Raw genomic sequence first — 18,416 nt, 5'->3', positions numbered from 1 at the left:
GCGCGGAAGGCTGGACGGCCGCTTTCTCTCCTTGGAGAGCGAGAGGAAAGTCCGGACTCGCTGAAGCATCGGTGCCGGGTAACGCCCGGGCAGGGTAACCTGACGGAGAGCGCCACAGAAATGAAACCGCCCCTTCTTCGGATGGGGTAAGGGTGAAACGGTGGGGTAAGAGCCCACCGGGGGGCTGGCAACAGACCCCGCATGGCAAGCCCCACCGGGAGCAATGCCAAATAGGGACCGCGCGCCCGCCTGATTCCCTTTCGGGTTTTCCCGGGTCGGAATATCGGGGCAGGGGGGCTTCACCCCGAGTGGTCCGGGTTGGCAGCTTGAGCCATGTGGCAACGCATGGCCCAGAGGAATGGCCGTCCAAGGCGCCCGGGAGACCGGCGCCGGGACAGAATCCGGCTTACAGGCCTTCCGCGCGTTCTTCTGTTTCGGGTTTCGCCCGAAACGCCTTTATTTTCTCGCCTACCCCGTTGACTCGGGGGGCGGTGCGGGTAAAAGGCAGGCTCGAACGATTTTCACGGGGCTGCCGCCCTGTAGCAGCACGACCCCAGGAGACACGACAATGGCGAAGCCGACGACTATCAAGATCCGCCTGAACTCGACCGCAGGCACCGGCCACTTCTATGTGACCAAGAAAAACGCACGCACCATGACCGAGAAAATGGTCATCCGGAAGTACGACCCGGTTGCGCGCAAGCACGTGGAATACAAGGAAGGCAAGATCAAGTAATCTTGCGCGTTCCTTTCGGAACGAAGAAGGCCGCGCAGGGTTCCTGCAGCGGCCTTTTCTGTGTTTGATCGGGAGGCGGTGGAGGCCCTAGTCGGAGACGATCCGCGCGTCTTCCATGATCACTGCCTGCCAGGTTTGTGGGTCCGTGACGCGGCGCAGGGTGCCTTGCAGGGTAATGCGTTTGTTTTCGTCCACCGCAGGGATCGGCTCGGCCAGCGAGACCATCAGCGAGGCCCCGTGATCGAGGCTGCCGCAGAACGGGCAGGTGCCCATGTCCGCCACCAGCATCAGTTCCTGGACGAGTTCACCGGGCAGCGCCGGGGCGGCGTAGCCGGTGATGGTGATGGATTGCGGGGCTTCGGCAATCCCGGCCGGGTAGCGCTTTTTCACCTCGTAGGAGGTTTCCGTCACGATCTCGTCGATCTCGATATCATCCAGCAGGTCCCATGTGTCCGGCTGGGCGGCAGCGGATGTGGCGCCAAGGGCGGCGAGCAGGGCGATCGGACTGGTTTTCATGGCGTCTCTCTGCGGATTTGGGCAACTTGCGTTATAGTATAACGCTTCTAGGGCCCTGGGTGAATCCCCGCACAGGGGTCATCGGCGAATTCCGGCCAAACCGTGCGGGGGCGAGTCTTTATGGCAACGGATCGGCGGGCGCGCCCGCCTCATTGCTCCAGCGGCGCTCGTCATGGGCGCGGTCCACGTGCTGGACGCGGTCGTGGTTGGGGTAGTGCACCCGGTCGCGCACGGCCCGCGTTCCGATGACCAGAAGGCGGGCCGGGGCCTTGCTGCGGTTCTCGATGCAATGGCCTGTCTCGACCCCGGCCTTGAAGCAGGCCGCCTCACCGGCGGTGAGCGGCGTTTCCGTGTCGCCTTCGCGCAGGGTGACATTGCCGTCGAGCACATAGACCATTTCGTCCTCTTCCGCGTGCCAGTGCAGCGTGGATGAGCTGGAGCCCGGTTGCAGGATTTCCTCATGCGCGCCGAACTGGGTCAGCCCGCCGCTGTCGCTGAACCTCAGCTCTTCGTAAGGCCCGCAAGCGCCGTCTCCCGTTTCCCGCTTCACTGCCTCGCGCGTGATCTTTGGCATAGACCAGTCTCCCCCGTGGTTGCCCTGAGCCTAGCGCGGATCGCGCACCAAGCAATAAAAACCTCGCCAAACGAAAAGGGCCGGTCGCGGTGACCGGCCCTTTCGTAAGTGTCATGGTGCAAATGTTATTCGCGGTTGCCGAACAGCTGCAGCAGGAACATGAACATGTTGATGAAGTCGAGGTAGAGGCTCAGCGCGCCCATGATGGCGGCTTTGCCCAGCCACTCCTGATCCGCATGTGCGGCGTGCTGGATGTACTCGTTCTTGATCTTCTGCGTGTCATAGGCGGTCAGACCCGCGAAGATCAGCACACCCAGGATCGACACGGCGTAATAGATCGCCGGCGATTGCAGGAAGATGTTGAGCAGCGACGCCACGATGATGCCGATCACACCCATGATCAGGAAGGAGCCCCAGCCGGAGATGTCCTTTTTCGTGGTGTAGCCCCAGAGCGACAGACCGGCAAAGGCGATCGAGGTCACGAGGAAGATCTGCGCGATCGAGTAGCCGGTGAAGGCCACGAAAATCCACGCCATCGACAGGCCCATGATGGCCGCGAACGCATAGAAGAACAGCTGTGCGCCAGCCATTGACAGCCGGTTGATCATGCCGCCGAAGAGGAAGATCATGCCCAGCGGTGCGAACATCACGATCCAGCCGAGGATATTCGGCTGCAGCGTCGCCGGGTCGCGGAAGATGCTCAGCAGATCGGCGTTGGAGCCAACAGCCCAGGCCACGAGGAACGTCAGCAGCGTGCCAACGGACATCGTCGCGTAGACCTTGTTCATATGGGCGCGCAGCCCTTCGTCAATCTGGGCGGCGCGGGCGCCGGAGACGCCAGAAGCCCGGATCGTGTTAAAGTCAGCCATGAAAAGCCTCCGATTAATCCCTGTTCAACTCCGCGCGACAGGCGCGGACCCCACGCGTGCCAATGCAAGCGTGGACCCTGAATGGAATATTGGGGAAGCCCCGGCGTTTTTCAAGCACAACCGGCCGATCTGCGACCGAAAGACAGGTTTCAAATGCGCCAATTTGACGGAGCGTCCCAAAACGGGCGGCTGGCTTCGGATTGTGCCGCATCGCGCGACAATCCGATGTCGCTCAGCGCCGCGTCGTCAAGCCTGGCCAGAGCGCGGCGTTGCCGGGCAAGCGCGGCCCACTGGCCGAGGCGGGAGAGGGGGCGCAGCGCAATCTGCGGGGCGATCAGGGGTAGAGCACGGATCATGATAGTCTCCTTCAAGAATTGTGATGATACCGGACTTGGTCATTTCGTATGGTGATGATATGCAGGATGTGCGATCATTTGTGAAACGAATGTTCTTTAAGTATTCCATCACGAGGATTGATGAATGCGAAATCTCGACATCACCACCCTGCGCTCTTTCCTGGCCGTGGCCGATTCCGGGGGTGTGACACGGGCCGCCGGTTTCCTGAACCTGACGCAATCGGCGGTCTCCATGCAGCTCAAACGGCTCGAAGAGATGCTCGATCTCAAGTTGCTGGAGCGCTCGGGGCGCGGCGTGACGCTGACACCCGCCGGGGTGCAGCTGCAGACCTATGCGCAGAAGATGATTGATCTGAACGACGAGATTTACAGCCGTCTGACCGATCAGAGCTGGGAGGGCGAGCTGGTGCTCGGCGTGCCGCATGACATCGTCTACCCGGTGATCCCCGAGGTGCTGCGGCGTATGGGGCGCAGCCATCCGCGTGTGAAGGTGCGGCTGGTCAGCTCTTATACGCGGGACGTGAAGGGGCTGTTCTCCAAGGGAGAGGCGGATGTGATCCTGACCACCGAAGACACGGTGGGCGAGGGGGGCGAAACGCTGGCCTCCGTGCCGCTGCGCTGGGTTGGCGCGCCGGGGGGCACCGCCTGCCGGGCGCGGCCCCTGCGGCTGGCCTATAACCAGAACTGCGGCTTCCGCCCTGCGGCGCTGGCCTTGCTGGACAAGGCGGGGATTGATTGGGAGATGGCGGTGACCACGGACAGCGACCGCACGGTCGAAGCCTCGGTCAGCGCCGATCTGGCGGTGACGTCGCATCTCGAAGGGCACGCGCCGGAGTTTCTGGAGTACATTGATCCCGGCATCCTGCCGGATCAGGGCCTGCAGGCGATCAACATGTATGGGACCAGCACCCGGCGCGAGTTGGTTGCGGTGATGCAGGACTACCTGCGGCAGGGGTTTGCGGCGGTCAGCACGCGGCCCGGCAGCGCCAGCACAGGCTTCGCCGCCTGAGACTGTGCGTCTCGGGAGGTGTCAGAGTGCCGGTCCGGTAGGCCGGGGCTTTGCCCCGGTGCGCCGGGAGGGGCGGGGGCGGTCGCTCAGGGCGTCCAGAGCCAGATGCACGATCCCGTGTTTCGGCGCATTGGCGGGCCAGACCGCAAAAGCCTCAATCGCAGGCAGGCTCCAGTCCGGCAGCACATGCACCATCCGCCCCGCCGCAATGTCGTCCTGTGCGAGGAAATCGGGCACCATCGCCAGTGCCGCCCCGGCTTTGGACAGGCTGTAGAGCGCCGATACGTCGTTGGTCTGCGCGATAGGCTCCAGCCGGACAGTCGCCGTCTGACCGCTGGCATCGGTGAACCGCTCGGTCCGGGCATGCACCGCTTCCAGCGTGTACCACGGCCAGTCCTGAAGTTGCGCGGGGTGGGAGACCGGCCCGCGCGCGTCGACCAGGGCGCGCGGGGCCACCAGCACACGGCGCAGGTCGAACAACCGGCGCGAGGTGGCGGAGGTTCTGGCCCCCGCACCCAGCCGAATGGCCAGATCGAACCGATCCGCGATCAGCTCCCGCCGCACGTCCGAGACATCCAGCGTCAGCGCGATGCGGGGATAGCGGGCGGAGAAGGCGGCAATCCGCGCCATCAGCACCGATTGAGACAGAACGGCGGGCAGGGTGATCCGCAGGGTGCCGCTGGGCTCCTTGGCCTCGGCGGACAGGTCCGCCAGCTCCCCTTCGACCGCCGCCAGCATCTTGTGCGTCGCCGCCAGAAGCCGCTCCCCTTCCGGCGTCAGGCTCAGTTTGCGGGTCGAGCGGTAGATCAGCGGCACGCCAAGCTGCTCTTCGAGCTGCGAGACATGGTGGCTGACCACCGAAGGCGACAGCGCCAGATCCCGCGCCGCCCCGCGAAAGGAGCCGTGGTCGATGGTCCGGGCAAAGATGGCCAACTGGCGCAGGCGGTCGATCATAGTTCAAGAAATCCGAACAGTGAGATTTAAATATCCTATCTTATGAAACATTGGAGATTTGTCCATCTTAACGGCACGCACCGCGACAAACGTCAGACGACAAACGCGGTCCTCACAATCGCAAAAGGACAGATCCCATGACCAAGACACGCACGCTTTTCGCTGGCATCGCCACCGCCATTTCCTTTGCCGGTGCCGCTCTTGCCGACAACACCGAGACCGTTCAGGTTTTCTATGACCTGCTCAGCAACCCCGGCTCCGAAAGCCATCAGGCCGCCCTTGTGGAGGTGACGGAAGCGGATTGGCAGAGCATCGGCGACTACTCCGGCAAGTCCAAGAGCCGCGAGGCGTTCCTTGGCCAGATGGGCGGCTTTTCCAAGCTGATCCCGGACATGAACTGGAAAGTCGAGGCGATGCACGAAAGCGGCGACGTGGTTGTGGTGCGCAGCCGTGCCACCGGCACCCCGGTTGCGCCGTTCTTTGGCGTGGACGGTCAGGGCCGCAGCTTTGACATCCTGACCATCGACATTCACGAGCTGGAAGACGGCAAGATTGCCCGCACCTACCATGTCGAAGACTGGGCCGGCGCGCTGCAGCAGCTTTCGGGCAAGTAATCCCGGTTTGACCCGGTCCCCCGGCCCCGCGCCGGGGGATTACACGCCGACGTCCGGCCCGTAGCAGAGCATCGGTTCTTCGTCCTGCTGCGCCTCGTAGAGCACCGTGCTGGTCGGATCGTTTTCAAACACCGCCCGCAGCTTGTCACCTTCCTGGAAGAAGGACCAGCACTGCGGTTCCGGCTTGTCCTCGTAGACAAAACAGATCGACCCGGCCTCTTCGTACCAGTAGCCATCCTTGCATTTGCCATCGAGGAAGGACCAGCGCACCTGCCGGTTCGGCAGGTACTCCTCGGCGCCGTAGGCTTTGCCCGCGAGGCCGAAATAAAGGGTCTTTCCGTCAACGTAGCGTTCGAAATCCCCACCCGACATCGATTCTGCCGCGATGGCGGTGAGGGGGCTCAGGCCAAGAAACAGGCCAAGGGCAAGAGAGGCTGTGCGTGTCATGCCGCCATTGTGCCCAAGGCCCGCCGAACGGGGAAGAATTTAGTTGCTTTTGAGTTAATTTGCGCAAGGCCCCGCCGGTTTTTCGGGCCGAGGCGGAGGGTTATCCTTCCAGCCCGGTCAATGCGGCGGCAAATTCTTCGGGATCAAACGGGGCAAGATCGTCGATCTGCTCGCCCACGCCGATGGCATGGATCGGCAGGCCGAACTTGTCCGCCAGAGACACCAGAACGCCGCCCTTGGCGGTGCCGTCGAGCTTGGTCATGACAAGGCCCGACACGTCCGAAAGCTTCTGGAAGGTCTCGACCTGATTGACCGCGTTCTGCCCGGTGGTGGCATCGAGCACCAAGAGCGTGTTGTGCGGCGCTTCGGGGTCTTTCTTGCGGATCACCCGGACGATCTTGGCCAGTTCTTCCATAAGATCCGCGCGGTTCTGCAACCGGCCTGCGGTGTCGATCATCAGAAGATCCGCGCCGTCGGCCTGCGCGCGGGTCATGGCGTCAAAGGCGAGGCTCGCCGGGTCCGTGCCTTCGGGTGCGGTCAGCACCGGCACATTGGCGCGCTCACCCCAGACCTGAAGTTGCTCCACGGCGGCGGCGCGGAAAGTGTCGCCTGCGGCAATCACCACCTTCTTGCCCGCAGCGCGGAACTGGCTGGCCAGTTTGCCGATGGTTGTGGTCTTGCCGGAGCCGTTCACCCCAACCACCAGAACCACCTGAGGTTTGGTCGGGTAGAGCGGCAGCGGGCGGGCCACCGGCTCCATGATGCGGGCGATCTCGCTGGCGAGCAGTTGCTTGATCTCCTGCACCGAAAGTTTCTTGCCCATGCGCCCTTCGGCGATGTTCGCGGCGACGCGCAGGGCCGTATCGACCCCCATGTCCGAGGCGATCAGCAGCTCTTCGAGGCTTTCGACCATATCATCGTCAAGCACACGCTTGACCACCGGCGCGCCGGACTGGCGGCCAAACAGACGGCCCAGAAGGCCCGGCTGCGCGGCCTCTGCGGGGGCCTCTTCGAGCGCGGCGGCGATGGAGAGGTCTTCGGGGGCCTCGTCCGTATCTTCCGGCGCGGGGGCCTCTTCCGGAGCTTCGGGCGCGGCGGGCTCTGCCGGGGCCGGGGCTTCGGGAACCGGGGCAGGGGCCGGCTCCGGATCCGCTGGCGGGATCACCTCCGGCTCTGGTCTGGGTTCGGGTAGCGACGGCTCAGGCTCAGGGGCAGGCTCGGGCGCGGGTGCCGGTTCGGGGGCCGGCTCCGGCACCTCCTGCGGCGCGGCAGGGGGAGTTTCGACCGGGGCTTGCGGCGTCTCGACAGGGGGCTCTACAGGCGCTTCAACCGGGGTCTCGGGCACTTCCTCCTGACCACCGTCTTCGACAATGGCCTCCAGCCCCTCATCGAGTTTGGAGGAAGACTTGAACAGCCTGTTCTTGAGTTTGCCGAAGAAGGACATGGACCATCCCGAAATTGTGAGCCGCTTTGTTTCAACCACCTAATACGCCCGGCAGGGTAATGAAAGTCTGAGTTGACCTCTATCCCTGCGCGCGTTGTACTTGCGCATGGTGTTTCGATGGGTGCTTTTGGTGATCCTGCTTCTGCCCGGCGCGGGTCATGCGCGGGAGGCGGGCACGATGTGTTCGGCGGGGGCCTTTGGCTACGTGCAATGCATCAGGCCCGCGCATTTTGTCTATGACACCTGTCAGGCGATCGAGCGTTTTGCCGGGGCGCATGGTCTGGACGCGGGGTTCTTTGCCCGGCTGATCTGGCAGGAAAGCCGGTTCAACCCCAATGCGCTGAGCCACGCAAACGCGCAGGGCATCGCCCAGTTCATTCCCTCAACGGCCAAGCTGCGCGGTTTGCGCGATCCTTACAATCCTGCCGAAGCGCTTGAATATTCGGCGGAATATCTGGGGGAGCTGCGACGGCGCTATGGCAACCACGGGCTGGCGGCGGTGGCTTATAACGGCGGCGAACGGCGCGCGGATGGGCTTGTGGCCGGGACCGGTGGGCTGGCGAAAGAGACGATCAACTATGTGCGCATCATCACCGGAATCCCGGCCCGCACGTGGGCGGATACGCCGCCGGACAGCCATGACTTCCGGCTGCAAAAGGACAAACCTTTCGCGAGCGCCTGCCATGAGCTGGCCCGCAAACGCATCCTGACCGCCTATCCCCCGCCCGAGCCGGTGGTGAAGCCCTACGGCGTGCAACTGGCCTTCGGGACAACGAAGAAAAAAGCGCTGAACCTGTTTGCCCGCAGGACGGCACGCTGCACCCGGGTGCTGAACGGCGAAGAGCCGGTGCTGATCTGGGAGAAGAGCCGCGCCTCGCCGCAGGGCGGCTATTACATGGCGCGCATTGGCCGGAACACGCGGGACGCGGCGTGGAAACTCTGCACGCGGCTGAAGAAAAGCGGCTGCCTCTGTGCCGTCTATCGCAACGATTGAGCGGGCGACTGCGGCGTTATTTTGGATATTTTGACAGAGAAGAAACAGGCGGGTCAGGCTTTATCGTTTAACAGGGCGAGTAAACCGTAGGTCAGAAGGGCCTGCGCGGCGCAGTAGGTGATCCAGATGAGGAGGGGCTGTCCCGGGAAGGATTTGCGCAGGAATGTCTCGCGCCCGATCAGCGCATCGGAGATGACGAAGAGGATTGCCCCGGCGCTGATCAGCTTTCCGGCGGCGGTCTGTGGCATCTGCACGCCAAGCACGGCCATGGCGGCAATCGCGGCGCAGTAGAGGGCGACAGGTACGCGCAGGTCTCCGGCAGCGCGGATCACATGGTAGCCGGTCCAGAGGGCAAACCCTCCGAGGATGATCAGCGCGCGGTGGCGGCGGTCTGGCCAGGGGGGCGCGCCATATGTGTCGAGGATCTGCCAGAACAGGGCGATGTAGACGAGGTGCGCGCAGAGGAAGGTGACCATAGCGATCAGAAAGGCGCGTTTTCCGGGGCGGGAAAGGGACCAATCGCCGATTGCGGAGAACAGCAGGGCCAGAGCGACGACAGGTGCGCCGTGGTTCAGCGCGATTGGAATGAGGGCGAGGATCGCCAGCGTCTTGACCATGCTCCGGGTCAGCGTTTGCGCTTTTAGGAGCGGGTAGGCCAGCGCGCCGCCGAGAAAGATGGCGACGCAGAGCAGATCAAAATGCGACAGCGGGATCATGAAGGCTCCGAATTTTGGCCTGAGTATCGGCGGCGCTCATCAATTCGCAACCGATTTGGCTTAGAGTTGCGCCGGTTTCGCCCGAAGCGTGACGAAATTGGTTAATATGTTAGGGTCGGTAGGGAGATTGAGGCAGGGCATGGCGCGTTTTGCGGGAGTGACATGGGGGATGGTGATTCTGCTGGCGCTTGGGATGGCGTTCGGTGGTGGTTGGGCCGTGGCCGCTTTGCTCTATATCACCGTGTTCACCTTCTTCATGGACAAGATCACGGCTCTGGCGGCTCCCGATCACCCCGGTGCGGAGTTCCCCGCAGGGGACGGGCTGGCGGTCTTGCTAGCTTTGGCACATTTTCCCTTGCTTTACGGCGGCATAGCGGTGCTGGCTGGCGCCATGCCGATCTGGGAGAAGGGCGTGCTCTTCGTGGCTTTGGCGCTGTTCCTTGGGCAGGTGAGCAATTCGAATGCGCATGAGTTGATCCACCGATCTGCGCGCAGCCTGCGGCTTTTGGGGATGGCGGTCTATTCGGCGGTGCTCTTTGGCCATCACGCCTCGGCGCATGTGCGGGTGCATCATGTGCATGCGGCCACCGACCGCGATCCCAACTCCGCGCGCCCCGGTGAGGGGTTCTGGCGTTTCCTGCTGCGCGCCTGGCGGGGGGAGCTGATCGAAGGGTACAGGGCCGAGACGCGGTTTCGGCGCGGGCGCGGCATGCACCCGTATCGCGGCTATGGGCTCGGGGCGTTGGCCTCCCTCGGCGTGGCCTATGTTATGGGCGGCGGGGCCGGGGTGTTCTGGCTTCTGGCGCTGGCGGCCTATGCGCAGATACAGCTCTATCTGTCTGATTACGTGCAACATTACGGGCTTCGGCGGCGAGAGGTCGCCGGTCGGCTGGAGCCGGTTGGCCCGCATCATTCGTGGAACAGTCCGCATGGGTTTTCCTCTGCCCTGATGCTCAACGCGCCGCGCCATTCGGACCACCACACGCGGCCCTCTGTGCCTTATCCGGGGCTGGATCTTGACCGGGAGGCCATGCCCGTATTGCCGCAATCGCTGCCGGTCATGGCGGTGATCGCGCTGGTGCCGCCTCTGTGGCGGCGCATGATGGACCGGCGGGCGCGGCACTGGATGACAACGCCCGATCCGCTCACGACTGAGTGAGGCGTGGTTGCGCAGGGTCTTTCGCCTTGCCACCTGTCAGGTCCAATCAGGCCTCAGGCGCTTTTCAGAACAGGACATCCCATGCCGCACGCTCTCTCCTCCGCCCAACCGTTTCCCGTCACCGACGTTGCCCGCCTTGGAGGCGGCACGATCACTCTGGGCCGTCCGGAGCAGCCGGGCTGGCAGCTGATCTTTGTCTATCGCGGCATCCATTGCCCGATCTGCCGCCAGTACCTGAGTGATCTGGAGCCGAAGCAGTCCGAGTTTGCCGGGATGGGCATCGAAGTGGCCGCCATCTCCGCCGACACCGAAGCCAAGGCGCGCAAACTCAAGGCCGATCTGGGCGTGACCGTGCCGCTTGGGTTCGGCCTGACGCCGGATCAGATGCAGACCCTTGGCCTTTACATCTCCGATCCGCGCTCGCCGCAGGAGACCGATCGTCCTTTCGCGGAGCCGGGGTTGTTCCTGATCAACCCGGAGGGCAATCTGCACATGGTCGACATCTCCAACGCGCCGTTCCTGCGGCCGGAACTGGAGCGCCTGCCGTCGCGGATCAAATACGTACTGGACAATGATTACCCGATCCGGGGGACGCACAGCGGCTGACGCAGACCTGTGGGCGCGGGGCTAACTCGGGTGTTCTTGAACTGGCGTGGCGTTTTGTTTCGAAAATGACATGTCTGAAAGGCTTCCGTCCCCGGCGCCCCAGCGCGGAATCCAACCCGAAGGGCGCCACGCCACGGCCCGTCATGTCGGAGACATGCTTCCAGCATGATGGCCCGGATCGTGCATTGACCGGGAGGTCCCGGGTCAGGTTCGGGACGCGCTTTGCTCAACGTCCGCAGAAGCCATATGCGTTACCCGTGATCGCCCCGTTTCGCCCGCACACCGAACACCCATTCTGAGCCCGCCAACCCCCACCGCACGGTACCGCAAGGTTTTCCTAACTCCGATCCTGCAGTTTTCTCCCCGGTCGACCACAGCAAGCGTTTGGCGCAAGCCCTAACAAACCAGCATCAAAATACGCGCGGATCGGCGACAGCCTGACTGCGTTTTTTGATCCGGGGTTTTGCACAAACGTGCCAAGGATCTTGTCCCGTCTCACAGCGGGATCGCGATTCCGTAGAAATGAGCCTGCGGGTGACGCCGCAGGATGGGCACGGGGGCCACCCCCCCGCGAAAAGGTCCGCAACTTCAGGCGGCCGCCTCTTTTTCCTCCCTCGGGCCAAATGGCCCGGCCCCGCCCCGGAGCACTCCGGCGGCGGGCGCAGGTGCTTGCATCTGATCGCCGCATCCGCCAAAGCCGGTCCATGACCGATTGGCTGATCTCCATCGAAGGCACCGAGACCGGCCACCATGTGGCCCTTGGCCTCGCGCTCATGGCCGCCTTTCTGCACGCCGCCTTTGGCGCGCTGCAAAAGGGGCGGCACGATCCCTGGCTCTCGCGCGGGGCAATTGATGCCTCCTACGGCCTGATGGCCGCGCCTTTTGCGCTCTTTGTGGTGCCATGGCCAGAGCCGCATATGTGGGTGATCTTTGCCGGGGCTTTTGTCATCCATACGATCTACAAGATCCTTCAGGCCATGGCCTACACCCGCGGCGCTTATACGGTGGTTTACCCGGTGGTGCGCGGCACCGGGCCGCTGTTTGCGGTGATCGGGGCCAGCCTGATCTTTCATGAGCATTTCAACGCGGTGCAATGGGCCGGTGTCGCCACGCTGCTGGCGGGGATCTTCGGCCTCGCGCTCTACAATTACCGAACGCTGACCCTGGGTCGCGAAACCCTGCTCCCGGCGCTGGGCTTTGCTTTTGCCACCGGGCTGTTTGTCGCGCTCTACACGACCTATGACGCATACGGCATCCGCGCCACGGCCAACCCGTTCACCTTCCTTGCCTGGTTTTTCATGATCGACGGGATCGCCATCCCGATTGTGGCGGCCCTGCGCTATCGCACGATGTCTCACCCTCCGGCGCTTGGCCCCTTGCTCTCGCGCGGGGTGATCGGCGGGCTTATCGCCTACGCCAGCTTTGGCGGCATCATGCTCGCCACGCGGCTCGACAAGGTGGGCGAGGCGGCGGTCCTGCGCGAGACCTCCACGGTCTTTGCCGCCCTCATCGGCTGGCTGGCGCTGAAGGAAACCGTCGGCCCGCGCCGCGTCGCTCTCATGGCTTTGATCGCGCTGGGCGCGGTGATCGTTGAGTTTGGCGGCTGAACGCCCTATCTGAGGTCCAAAGGAGCCTGACATGTCGCAAAAAGAAATCAGCCCCGGCCTGAAAACCACGCTCGAAATGGGCCCGGTTCTGGCCTTCTTCGGCGCCTATCTCTGGCTCAAGGACGAGGTCTTCACCTTTGGGGGCACCGATTACGAAGGCTTCATCGTGGTCACTGCCGCCTTCATCCCGGTTTTCCTGATCGCCACCGGCATTCTTTGGAAACTCACCGGCCACCTCAGCCGCATGCAGGCGGTCACGGCGGTGCTGATCGTTGTCTTCGGCGGGCTGTCGGTCTGGCTCAACGATGACCGCTTCTTCAAGATGAAACCCACGCTGATCTACGTGCTCTTCGGCGGCGCTCTGGCGATCGGCCTCATGCGCGGCAAAAGCTGGCTGCGTGCGGTCATGGAAGGAGTCATGCCGCTTCAGGACGAAGGCTGGATGATCCTGACAAAACGCGTGATGATGCTCTTCTTCGGCCTCGCAGCGCTCAACGAGATCATCTGGCGCACGATGTCGACGGAAATCTGGGTCTATTTCAAAACCTTCGGCCTCACGGCAGCCATCATCCTCTTCTTCATCACCCAGGCTGGCCTGTTCAAGACCTACGGCATCGAAGAAGACGAAGAAGACAGCGCCGCCTGATCCCGGTTTCTTTGGGCTAAAAATACCTTGGGGTCCGGGGCAACGCCCCGAGTAAAATTTTGTCCCGGCAAAATTTTCACCCGCGCTGAATCTTGGTGCTGAGGTGAATGAGGCTCTCCGAGCTTTTCACACCTTCCACCGCCCCGATCCGGTCCAGTGTTTCGTCCAGTTCCTCGGTGCTTTGCGCCGAGAGCGTGACGATCATGTCCACCCGCCCCGAGGTGGTGTGCACCTCTTCCACCACCGGCATGGTTTTGAGCCGCGACAGCACCTGCGCCCCGGCGCGCGGCGCGATGGAGACAAGCACCGTGGCCCGCAAAGGCGCGCGCAGGCCGGGGCCGCGCCGCACGGTGAACCCCTCCAGCGCCCCCTTTGCCAGAAGCCGTTCGATCCGCGCCTGAACCGTGGTGCGCGCAATGCCAAGCTGCCGGGCCAGATCGGCCACCGGCAGGCGGGCGTTGTCGGAGAGGAGCGCGATCAGCGCCTGATCGGTTTCGTCGATTTGCATGTCTCTCTCGCCGATTTGGGCAATCCAATGAGTCAATTCGTCATTCTGACACGTGAAATCGTAGCGGTCTTTGCGCAAGCTGGATAGCGGAAACGCAAAAAACAAAAGAGCAGGAGACGCGCGCGATGGGTATTCACCCGGATTTTCCGTTTGATTTGGCCGAGGTTCTGGCCGGGACCGAGCCGGACAGGCCGGTCTATCTCTTCTCCCCCGCCGCGCTGATCCGAACATTCCGCCAGTTTGAGACGGCTTTTTCCGGAGAGGTGACCTTTGCGGTCAAGGCCAACCCGGAGCGCCATGTGCTCCGCACGCTGTGTCAGGCGGGCATGCGCGCCTTTGACGTGGCCTCGGTCGATGAAATGCGGGCGGTGCGTGCGGTCTGTCCCGAGGCGCGGCTGCATTACCACAACCCGGTGCGCAGCGCGGCGGAGATCGCGGCGGCAAAGCGCTTTGGCATCACCTCCTGGAGCATCGACCGGATCAGCGAGCTGGACAAGCTGGGCGAGATCATGGGGCAGGAAATTGCCGTGCGCATCAAGCTGCCCGTGAAAGGCGCGGCTTATGATTTTGGCTCGAAATTCGGCGCGGAGCCGGAGCTGGCGCAGGCCCTCCTGCGCGCGGTCGAGGGACGCGGCGCGCGGGCGTCGATCACCTTCCATCCCGGCACGCAATGTGACGATCCCGAGCCGTGGCGGCGCTATATCGCGGCCGCGGCAGAGATTGCCGAAGCGGCCGGGATAAAGCTCGAACGGCTGAACGTGGGCGGCGGGTTTGCCGCCAATCGCGGCGTTGCACCGGATCTGCAGGCTGTCTTTGCCGCAATCGAAACCGCCGTGGCCGCGTCCTTCGGGCGCGGCGCGCCAAAGCTTGTTTGCGAGCCGGGCCGGGCGATGGTCTCCGAAAGCTTCACGCTTGTGCTCGGGGTCAAGGCGCTTTGCGAGGAGGGTGTGTTCCTGTCGGACGGGCTTTATGGCGCGCTGATGGAGTGGCGCGATCTGCCCGCGCCGGAGCGTATCACGGCGCTTGACCCGGACGGCATGCCCCGGAGCGGCCCGCGCGCGCCGCGCGTTGTCTTTGGGCCGACCTGCGACAGCCTTGACCGGCTGCCGGAGCCGCTGCCCCTGCCACAGGACCTTGCGGCGGGGGACCGTCTGGTGATCCGCGGCATGGGGGCCTACAGCCTCTGCCTTGCCACCGGATTCAACGGATACGGCCGCGCACAAGTGGTTGTGACGGGCTAGCGTCCTGACCCGAGGCGCCGAACCCGCTGGACACCGCCGTGGCAACCTCTACTCTTTGCTCCAAAGCGCACCCAGTCTCAAAGGCACGCCATGGACAAGTTCGGAAAAAGCCAGTCAGTCACACGGGTTGAAGACACCCGCTTTCTCACCGGGCAGGGGCGGTATGTCGATGACATCACCCCGGGCGGGGCGCTGCACGCCTATGTCTATCGCTCGCCCGTGGCCCATGCGGAGATCAAGGCCATCGGCACCGAAGACGCCGAAGCGGCGGAGGGTGTGCATCTGGTGATGACCTCGGAAACGCTGGCCGCCGAAGGGATCACGGAGGCGATGAGCTACACCGTCATGCCCAACCGCGACGGCAGCAAGGGGGCAAATCCGCGCCGCCCGTTCCTTGCCGAAGGGCGCGTGCGCTTTGTCGGTGAGCCGATTGCGCTGATCGTCGCCGAGAGCATGGAGCAGGCGAGGGATGCGGCGGAGCTGATCGAGTTTGAGTACGAAGACCTGCCGGTGCACATGGGGCTGGCCCCGCTGGGCGATCCGATCTACCCCATCGAGGCCCCGAAGAACCGCGCCTTTGACTGGGCCATTGGCGATGCGGAGGCGACGCATATCGCGCTGGAGAACTCCGCGCGGGTGGTGCGGCTGGAGGTGGATGACAACCGGATCATCGTCAATTCCATGGAGCCGCGCGGCTGTTTTGCCGAATGGCAGGAGGGCCGGGTGCATCTGTCTTTCAACGGGCAGGGCGTCTGGGGGATGAAGGGCGAGCTGGGCCGCGTCTTTGGGCTGGAGCCGGAGATGATCCGCGTGACCAACCCGGATGTGGGCGGCGGTTTCGGCATGAAGGCCATGCCATACCCTGAGTATTTCACCGTGCCGCTGGCGGCGCGGATGCTGGGGCGTCCGGTGCGCTGGATGTCGGACCGCACGGAGGCGATGTTGTCGGACAACGCGGGCCGCGATCTGGTCTCGCTGGCCGAACTGGGCTTTGACGAGGCGGGCAAGATCACTGCCTACCGGGTGCACAATATCTGTAATCTCGGGGCCTATTGCTCGAATTTCGCGCAGGCGATCCAGACCAACCTCTTTGCCCGCGTGCTGACCGGTGTCTACGACATCCAGACGGCCTATCTGCGCTGCGAGGGGATTTTCACCAACACCGCGCAGGTCGATGCCTATCGCGGTGCGGGGCGGCCCGAGGCGATTTACGTGCTGGAGCGGATGATGGACCGCGCGGCGCGCGAGCTGGAGATGGACCCGCAGGAGCTGCGCCGCCTCAATTTCGTCAAGGAGTTCCCATACAAGACCGTTACGGGCGAGACCTATGATGTCGGTGATTTCCCGCGCGTGCTGAGCCATGCGGAAGAGAGCGCCGATCTGGCCGGGTTTGCCGCCCGCCGCAGCGCATCGGAGGCGCAGGGCAAACTGCGCGGATTGGGCCTGTGTTACTATATCGAAAGTATTCTGGGCGATCCTAGCGAAGGCGTGCAGGTAGAGTTTACGGAAGGCGGCGGCGCTTTGATCTATGTCGGAACACAGTCGAACGGGCAGGGCCATGAGACGGTCTATGCACAGTTCCTGTCTGACCAGACCGGCATCCCGGCGGATCGGATCACGGTGGTGCAGGGCGATTCCGACCTGATTGCATCGGGCGGCGGCACCGGCGGGTCGCGCTCTGTCACCGTGCAGACCAACGTCACGCTGAAGGCCGTTGGCGAGATGATCGAAGGCTTCTCCGCCTTTCTGGCCGATGAAATGGGCGTTGCGGCGGGCGAGGTCTCTTTTGACGACGAACGCTTCCGCGCCGATGGTTCGAACCTGTCACCGACCATGCTGGAAGCCGCGCAGATGGCGCGGGAGGCCGGGCGCGAGGATCTGTTGATCTGGCGCGCGCGCGATCAACTTCCCGCGCGCAGCTTCCCCAATGGTGCGCATTTCGCGGAAGTGGAAATTGACCCCGAAACCGGCTCTGTCACCTGCGAGCGCTACACGGTGGTTGATGATTTCGGAAACCTTATCAATCCGATGCTGGCCGAGGGGCAGGTGCATGGCGGGGTTGCGCAGGGTCTGGGGCAGGCTTTGGTCGAGCGGGTGGTCTATGACGAGGACGGCCAATTGCTCACGGCAACGTTCATGGATTACGCCATGCCCCGTGCCGATATAATGCCCATGATCGGGTTTGAAACAGAGCCGGTCCCCTCCACCGCCAATGCCATGGGCATGAAAGGGTGCGGTGAGGCGGGCACCGTGGGCGCAATGGCGGCCATGGGCAATGCGGTTCAGGACGCGCTGTGGGCGCGGGGGATCAAACAGGTTGATATGCCATTCACCCCGATGCGGGTGTGGGAGATGTTGAAGGATGCGCCAAACGCGGCTGAGTGATACGGTTCTTGGATGGCTTCAGAGGCGCTTCGCCCGGGGCCACTCTTCCTTTGCGCCGCGCCGCGGGCCGGTGGACCATGTCATCATCCTTGACGGCACCATGTCTTCGCTCACACCCGGACAGGAGACCAACGCCGGGCTGACCTACAAGCTGCTGACCGAAACGCCGGGCACCTCCGTCTACTATGAGGCCGGCGTGCAATGGTCCGACTGGCGCTCTACCCATGACATCATCGTCGGGCGCGGTATCAACCGTCAGATCCGGCGTGCGTATGGCTATCTTGCCTCGCGCTATCGGGAGGGGGATCGCATCTTCCTGATGGGTTATTCGCGCGGGGCCTACGCGGTGCGCTCGCTGGCGGGGGTCATTGACCAGGTCGGGCTGGTGCAGGCGAAACACGCCACGGTGCGCAACATCCGGCAGGCCTACCGGCTGTATCAATATGACCCCGAAGGGCGGGCGGCGGATGTGTTTCACCGCCGCTATTGCCACGCCGAGTCGCCCATCGAGATGATCGGGGTCTGGGACACGGTCAAGGCGCTGGGCTTTCGCGTGCCGATCCTCTGGCGCTTCTATCGGGACAGCCACGGCTTTCACAACCACGACATCGGCGCTTCGGTGAAACACGGCTTTCACGCGCTGGCCTATGACGAAAAGCGCCTCGCCTTTGCGCCCGTGCTCTGGACCGAATGCCCGGGCTGGGAGGGCGAGATGGAGCAGGTCTGGTTCCGCGGCTCGCATGGTGACATCGGCGGCCAGCTTGGCGGGTTCAACGAGGCGCGGGGGCTGTCGAACATTCCTCTGGTGTGGATGCTGGAACGGCTGGAGCGCTGCGGCATTGCGTTGCCGGAAGGGTGGCAGGCGCGCTTTCCCACAGATGAGAACGCGCCCTCGGTCGGGACGTGGTCCGGGACGGCAAAGCTCTTCCTGCTGCGCCACGCGCGCAAGGTTGGCCACGATCCGTCAGAAAAATTTCATGCGACTCTGGAACGGGTTATGCCGAAACGGCAGGCTGCGGCCCAGTCCTGAGGGGC

20 protein-coding genes and 1 other RNA gene are annotated in these 18,416 nt (G+C 63.7%); 12 read left to right on the top strand and 9 right to left on the bottom strand.

From position 1 onward, the window contains the following. The first annotated feature begins 2 nt into the window (after positions 1–2). An RNA gene (gene rnpB / locus E4662_RS00205) (RNase P RNA component class A) lies at positions 3–425 on the top strand. A gap of 143 nt (positions 426–568) precedes the next feature. Continuing rightward, a complete protein-coding gene (rpmG, locus tag E4662_RS00200; protein ID WP_065270785.1) occupies positions 569–736 on the top strand; it encodes a 50S ribosomal protein L33 in 168 nt (55 codons plus the stop codon). A gap of 87 nt (positions 737–823) precedes the next feature. Here the strand turns inward: rpmG and E4662_RS00195 are convergent, their stop codons facing one another. From E4662_RS00195 to E4662_RS00180, 4 genes are all read right to left on the bottom strand, one after another. Next, on the bottom strand, positions 824–1,252 hold the full coding sequence (locus E4662_RS00195) for a hypothetical protein (RefSeq protein WP_136439240.1): 429 nt from the start codon (positions 1,250–1,252) through the stop codon (positions 824–826). Between the two features lie 118 nt (positions 1,253–1,370). Then, a complete protein-coding gene (locus E4662_RS00190) occupies positions 1,371–1,826 on the bottom strand; it encodes a cupin domain-containing protein (RefSeq protein WP_136439239.1) in 456 nt (151 codons plus the stop codon). A 125-nt stretch (positions 1,827–1,951) separates the two neighbouring features. Continuing rightward, entirely contained in the window at positions 1,952–2,695 is a 744-nt protein-coding gene (locus tag E4662_RS00185) for a Bax inhibitor-1/YccA family protein (protein ID WP_136439238.1), read from the bottom strand. A 149-nt stretch (positions 2,696–2,844) separates the two neighbouring features. Continuing rightward, positions 2,845–3,051 (bottom strand): DUF1127 domain-containing protein, encoded by a 207-nt coding sequence (locus E4662_RS00180; RefSeq protein WP_136439237.1) that lies wholly within the window; start codon positions 3,049–3,051, stop codon positions 2,845–2,847. Positions 3,052–3,175: 124 nt separating this feature from the next. Between E4662_RS00180 and E4662_RS00175 the strand changes: the two genes are divergently transcribed. Continuing rightward, positions 3,176–4,060 (top strand): LysR family transcriptional regulator, encoded by an 885-nt coding sequence (locus tag E4662_RS00175; RefSeq protein ID WP_136439236.1) that lies wholly within the window; start codon positions 3,176–3,178, stop codon positions 4,058–4,060. Between the two features lie 21 nt (positions 4,061–4,081). Here the strand turns inward: E4662_RS00175 and E4662_RS00170 are convergent, their stop codons facing one another. Beyond that, positions 4,082–5,014, bottom strand: coding sequence for a LysR family transcriptional regulator (locus E4662_RS00170; RefSeq protein WP_136439235.1), 933 nt, complete (start codon positions 5,012–5,014; stop codon positions 4,082–4,084). A gap of 137 nt (positions 5,015–5,151) precedes the next feature. Between E4662_RS00170 and E4662_RS00165 the strand changes: the two genes are divergently transcribed. Continuing rightward, positions 5,152–5,628, top strand: coding sequence for an ester cyclase (locus tag E4662_RS00165; RefSeq protein ID WP_136439234.1), 477 nt, complete (start codon positions 5,152–5,154; stop codon positions 5,626–5,628). 39 nt (positions 5,629–5,667) lie between these two features. On the opposite strand, the gene E4662_RS00160 is transcribed toward E4662_RS00165, so the two are convergent. Together E4662_RS00160 and ftsY are read right to left on the bottom strand one after the other, a co-directional pair. Next, on the bottom strand, positions 5,668–6,075 hold the full coding sequence (locus tag E4662_RS00160; protein WP_136439233.1) for a hypothetical protein: 408 nt from the start codon (positions 6,073–6,075) through the stop codon (positions 5,668–5,670). A 100-nt stretch (positions 6,076–6,175) separates the two neighbouring features. Further along, positions 6,176–7,519 (bottom strand): signal recognition particle-docking protein FtsY, encoded by a 1,344-nt coding sequence (gene ftsY / locus E4662_RS00155; RefSeq protein WP_136439232.1) that lies wholly within the window; start codon positions 7,517–7,519, stop codon positions 6,176–6,178. A gap of 106 nt (positions 7,520–7,625) precedes the next feature. Between ftsY and E4662_RS00150 the strand changes: the two genes are divergently transcribed. Continuing rightward, a complete protein-coding gene (locus E4662_RS00150; RefSeq protein WP_136439231.1) occupies positions 7,626–8,513 on the top strand; it encodes a lytic transglycosylase domain-containing protein in 888 nt (295 codons plus the stop codon). Between the two features lie 53 nt (positions 8,514–8,566). On the opposite strand, the gene E4662_RS00145 is transcribed toward E4662_RS00150, so the two are convergent. Then, positions 8,567–9,229, bottom strand: a complete 663-nt coding sequence (locus tag E4662_RS00145) for a lysoplasmalogenase (RefSeq protein ID WP_136439230.1) — start codon at positions 9,227–9,229, stop codon at positions 8,567–8,569. 139 nt (positions 9,230–9,368) lie between these two features. Here E4662_RS00145 and E4662_RS00140 point away from each other — a divergent pair, with 139 nt between their 5' ends. The 4 genes from E4662_RS00140 to E4662_RS00125 all read left to right on the top strand — a co-directional run bounded on the left by E4662_RS00140 (position 9,369) and on the right by E4662_RS00125 (position 13,247). Continuing rightward, positions 9,369–10,388, top strand: a complete 1,020-nt coding sequence (locus E4662_RS00140) for an alkane 1-monooxygenase (protein WP_136439229.1) — start codon at positions 9,369–9,371, stop codon at positions 10,386–10,388. Between the two features lie 81 nt (positions 10,389–10,469). After that, positions 10,470–10,994: a redoxin domain-containing protein gene (locus tag E4662_RS00135; RefSeq protein WP_136439228.1), complete on the top strand. Its 525-nt coding sequence runs from the start codon at positions 10,470–10,472 to the stop codon at positions 10,992–10,994. A 704-nt stretch (positions 10,995–11,698) separates the two neighbouring features. Beyond that, positions 11,699–12,601, top strand: a complete 903-nt coding sequence (locus E4662_RS00130) for a DMT family transporter (protein ID WP_136439227.1) — start codon at positions 11,699–11,701, stop codon at positions 12,599–12,601. 31 nt (positions 12,602–12,632) lie between these two features. Beyond that, positions 12,633–13,247: an inner membrane-spanning protein YciB gene (locus tag E4662_RS00125; RefSeq protein WP_136439226.1), complete on the top strand. Its 615-nt coding sequence runs from the start codon at positions 12,633–12,635 to the stop codon at positions 13,245–13,247. 76 nt (positions 13,248–13,323) lie between these two features. On the opposite strand, the gene E4662_RS00120 is transcribed toward E4662_RS00125, so the two are convergent. Then, positions 13,324–13,755, bottom strand: a complete 432-nt coding sequence (locus E4662_RS00120; protein ID WP_136439225.1) for an Lrp/AsnC family transcriptional regulator — start codon at positions 13,753–13,755, stop codon at positions 13,324–13,326. A 125-nt stretch (positions 13,756–13,880) separates the two neighbouring features. On the opposite strand from E4662_RS00120, the gene E4662_RS00115 reads away from it, so the two are divergent. The 3 genes from E4662_RS00115 to E4662_RS00105 all read left to right on the top strand — a co-directional run bounded on the left by E4662_RS00115 (position 13,881) and on the right by E4662_RS00105 (position 18,411). Then, positions 13,881–14,996, top strand: a complete 1,116-nt coding sequence (locus E4662_RS00115) for a type III PLP-dependent enzyme (RefSeq protein ID WP_136439224.1) — start codon at positions 13,881–13,883, stop codon at positions 14,994–14,996. A 90-nt stretch (positions 14,997–15,086) separates the two neighbouring features. Next, on the top strand, positions 15,087–17,381 hold the full coding sequence (locus tag E4662_RS00110) for a xanthine dehydrogenase family protein molybdopterin-binding subunit (protein WP_136439223.1): 2,295 nt from the start codon (positions 15,087–15,089) through the stop codon (positions 17,379–17,381). After that, positions 17,359–18,411 carry a DUF2235 domain-containing protein gene (locus tag E4662_RS00105; protein ID WP_136439222.1) on the top strand — a complete coding sequence of 351 codons (1,053 nt, stop codon included), beginning with the start codon at positions 17,359–17,361 and terminating at the stop codon, positions 18,409–18,411. The genes E4662_RS00110 and E4662_RS00105 overlap by 23 nt, the downstream gene beginning before the upstream one ends. The last annotated feature ends 5 nt before the right edge of the window (positions 18,412–18,416 follow it).

The organism is Pacificoceanicola onchidii (assembly GCF_004804335.1).
Classification (GTDB): domain Bacteria; phylum Pseudomonadota; class Alphaproteobacteria; order Rhodobacterales; family Rhodobacteraceae; genus Pacificoceanicola; species Pacificoceanicola onchidii.
Note: the sequence above shows the minus strand (reverse complement) of the source record. Positions and strands in the feature narration are given on the sequence as shown.

Bases quoted from the DNA above. Each gene is read 5' to 3' on its own strand.
- rpmG (WP_065270785.1), top strand. From the start codon at position 569: ATGGCGAAGCCGACGACTATCAAGATCCGCCTGAACTCGACCGCAGGC.
- E4662_RS00195 (WP_136439240.1), bottom strand. From the start codon at position 1,252: ATGAAAACCAGTCCGATCGCCCTGCTCGCCGCCCTTGGCGCCACATCC.
- E4662_RS00190 (WP_136439239.1), bottom strand. From the start codon at position 1,826: ATGCCAAAGATCACGCGCGAGGCAGTGAAGCGGGAAACGGGAGACGGC.
- E4662_RS00185 (WP_136439238.1), bottom strand. From the start codon at position 2,695: ATGGCTGACTTTAACACGATCCGGGCTTCTGGCGTCTCCGGCGCCCGC.
- E4662_RS00180 (WP_136439237.1), bottom strand. From the start codon at position 3,051: ATGATCCGTGCTCTACCCCTGATCGCCCCGCAGATTGCGCTGCGCCCC.
- E4662_RS00175 (WP_136439236.1), top strand. From the start codon at position 3,176: ATGCGAAATCTCGACATCACCACCCTGCGCTCTTTCCTGGCCGTGGCC.
- E4662_RS00170 (WP_136439235.1), bottom strand. From the start codon at position 5,014: ATGATCGACCGCCTGCGCCAGTTGGCCATCTTTGCCCGGACCATCGAC.
- E4662_RS00165 (WP_136439234.1), top strand. From the start codon at position 5,152: ATGACCAAGACACGCACGCTTTTCGCTGGCATCGCCACCGCCATTTCC.
- E4662_RS00160 (WP_136439233.1), bottom strand. From the start codon at position 6,075: ATGACACGCACAGCCTCTCTTGCCCTTGGCCTGTTTCTTGGCCTGAGC.
- ftsY (WP_136439232.1), bottom strand. From the start codon at position 7,519: ATGTCCTTCTTCGGCAAACTCAAGAACAGGCTGTTCAAGTCTTCCTCC.
- E4662_RS00150 (WP_136439231.1), top strand. From the start codon at position 7,626: ATGGTGTTTCGATGGGTGCTTTTGGTGATCCTGCTTCTGCCCGGCGCG.
- E4662_RS00145 (WP_136439230.1), bottom strand. From the start codon at position 9,229: ATGATCCCGCTGTCGCATTTTGATCTGCTCTGCGTCGCCATCTTTCTC.
- E4662_RS00140 (WP_136439229.1), top strand. From the start codon at position 9,369: ATGGCGCGTTTTGCGGGAGTGACATGGGGGATGGTGATTCTGCTGGCG.
- E4662_RS00135 (WP_136439228.1), top strand. From the start codon at position 10,470: ATGCCGCACGCTCTCTCCTCCGCCCAACCGTTTCCCGTCACCGACGTT.
- E4662_RS00130 (WP_136439227.1), top strand. From the start codon at position 11,699: ATGACCGATTGGCTGATCTCCATCGAAGGCACCGAGACCGGCCACCAT.
- E4662_RS00125 (WP_136439226.1), top strand. From the start codon at position 12,633: ATGTCGCAAAAAGAAATCAGCCCCGGCCTGAAAACCACGCTCGAAATG.
- E4662_RS00120 (WP_136439225.1), bottom strand. From the start codon at position 13,755: ATGCAAATCGACGAAACCGATCAGGCGCTGATCGCGCTCCTCTCCGAC.
- E4662_RS00115 (WP_136439224.1), top strand. From the start codon at position 13,881: ATGGGTATTCACCCGGATTTTCCGTTTGATTTGGCCGAGGTTCTGGCC.
- E4662_RS00110 (WP_136439223.1), top strand. From the start codon at position 15,087: ATGGACAAGTTCGGAAAAAGCCAGTCAGTCACACGGGTTGAAGACACC.
- E4662_RS00105 (WP_136439222.1), top strand. From the start codon at position 17,359: ATGCGCCAAACGCGGCTGAGTGATACGGTTCTTGGATGGCTTCAGAGG.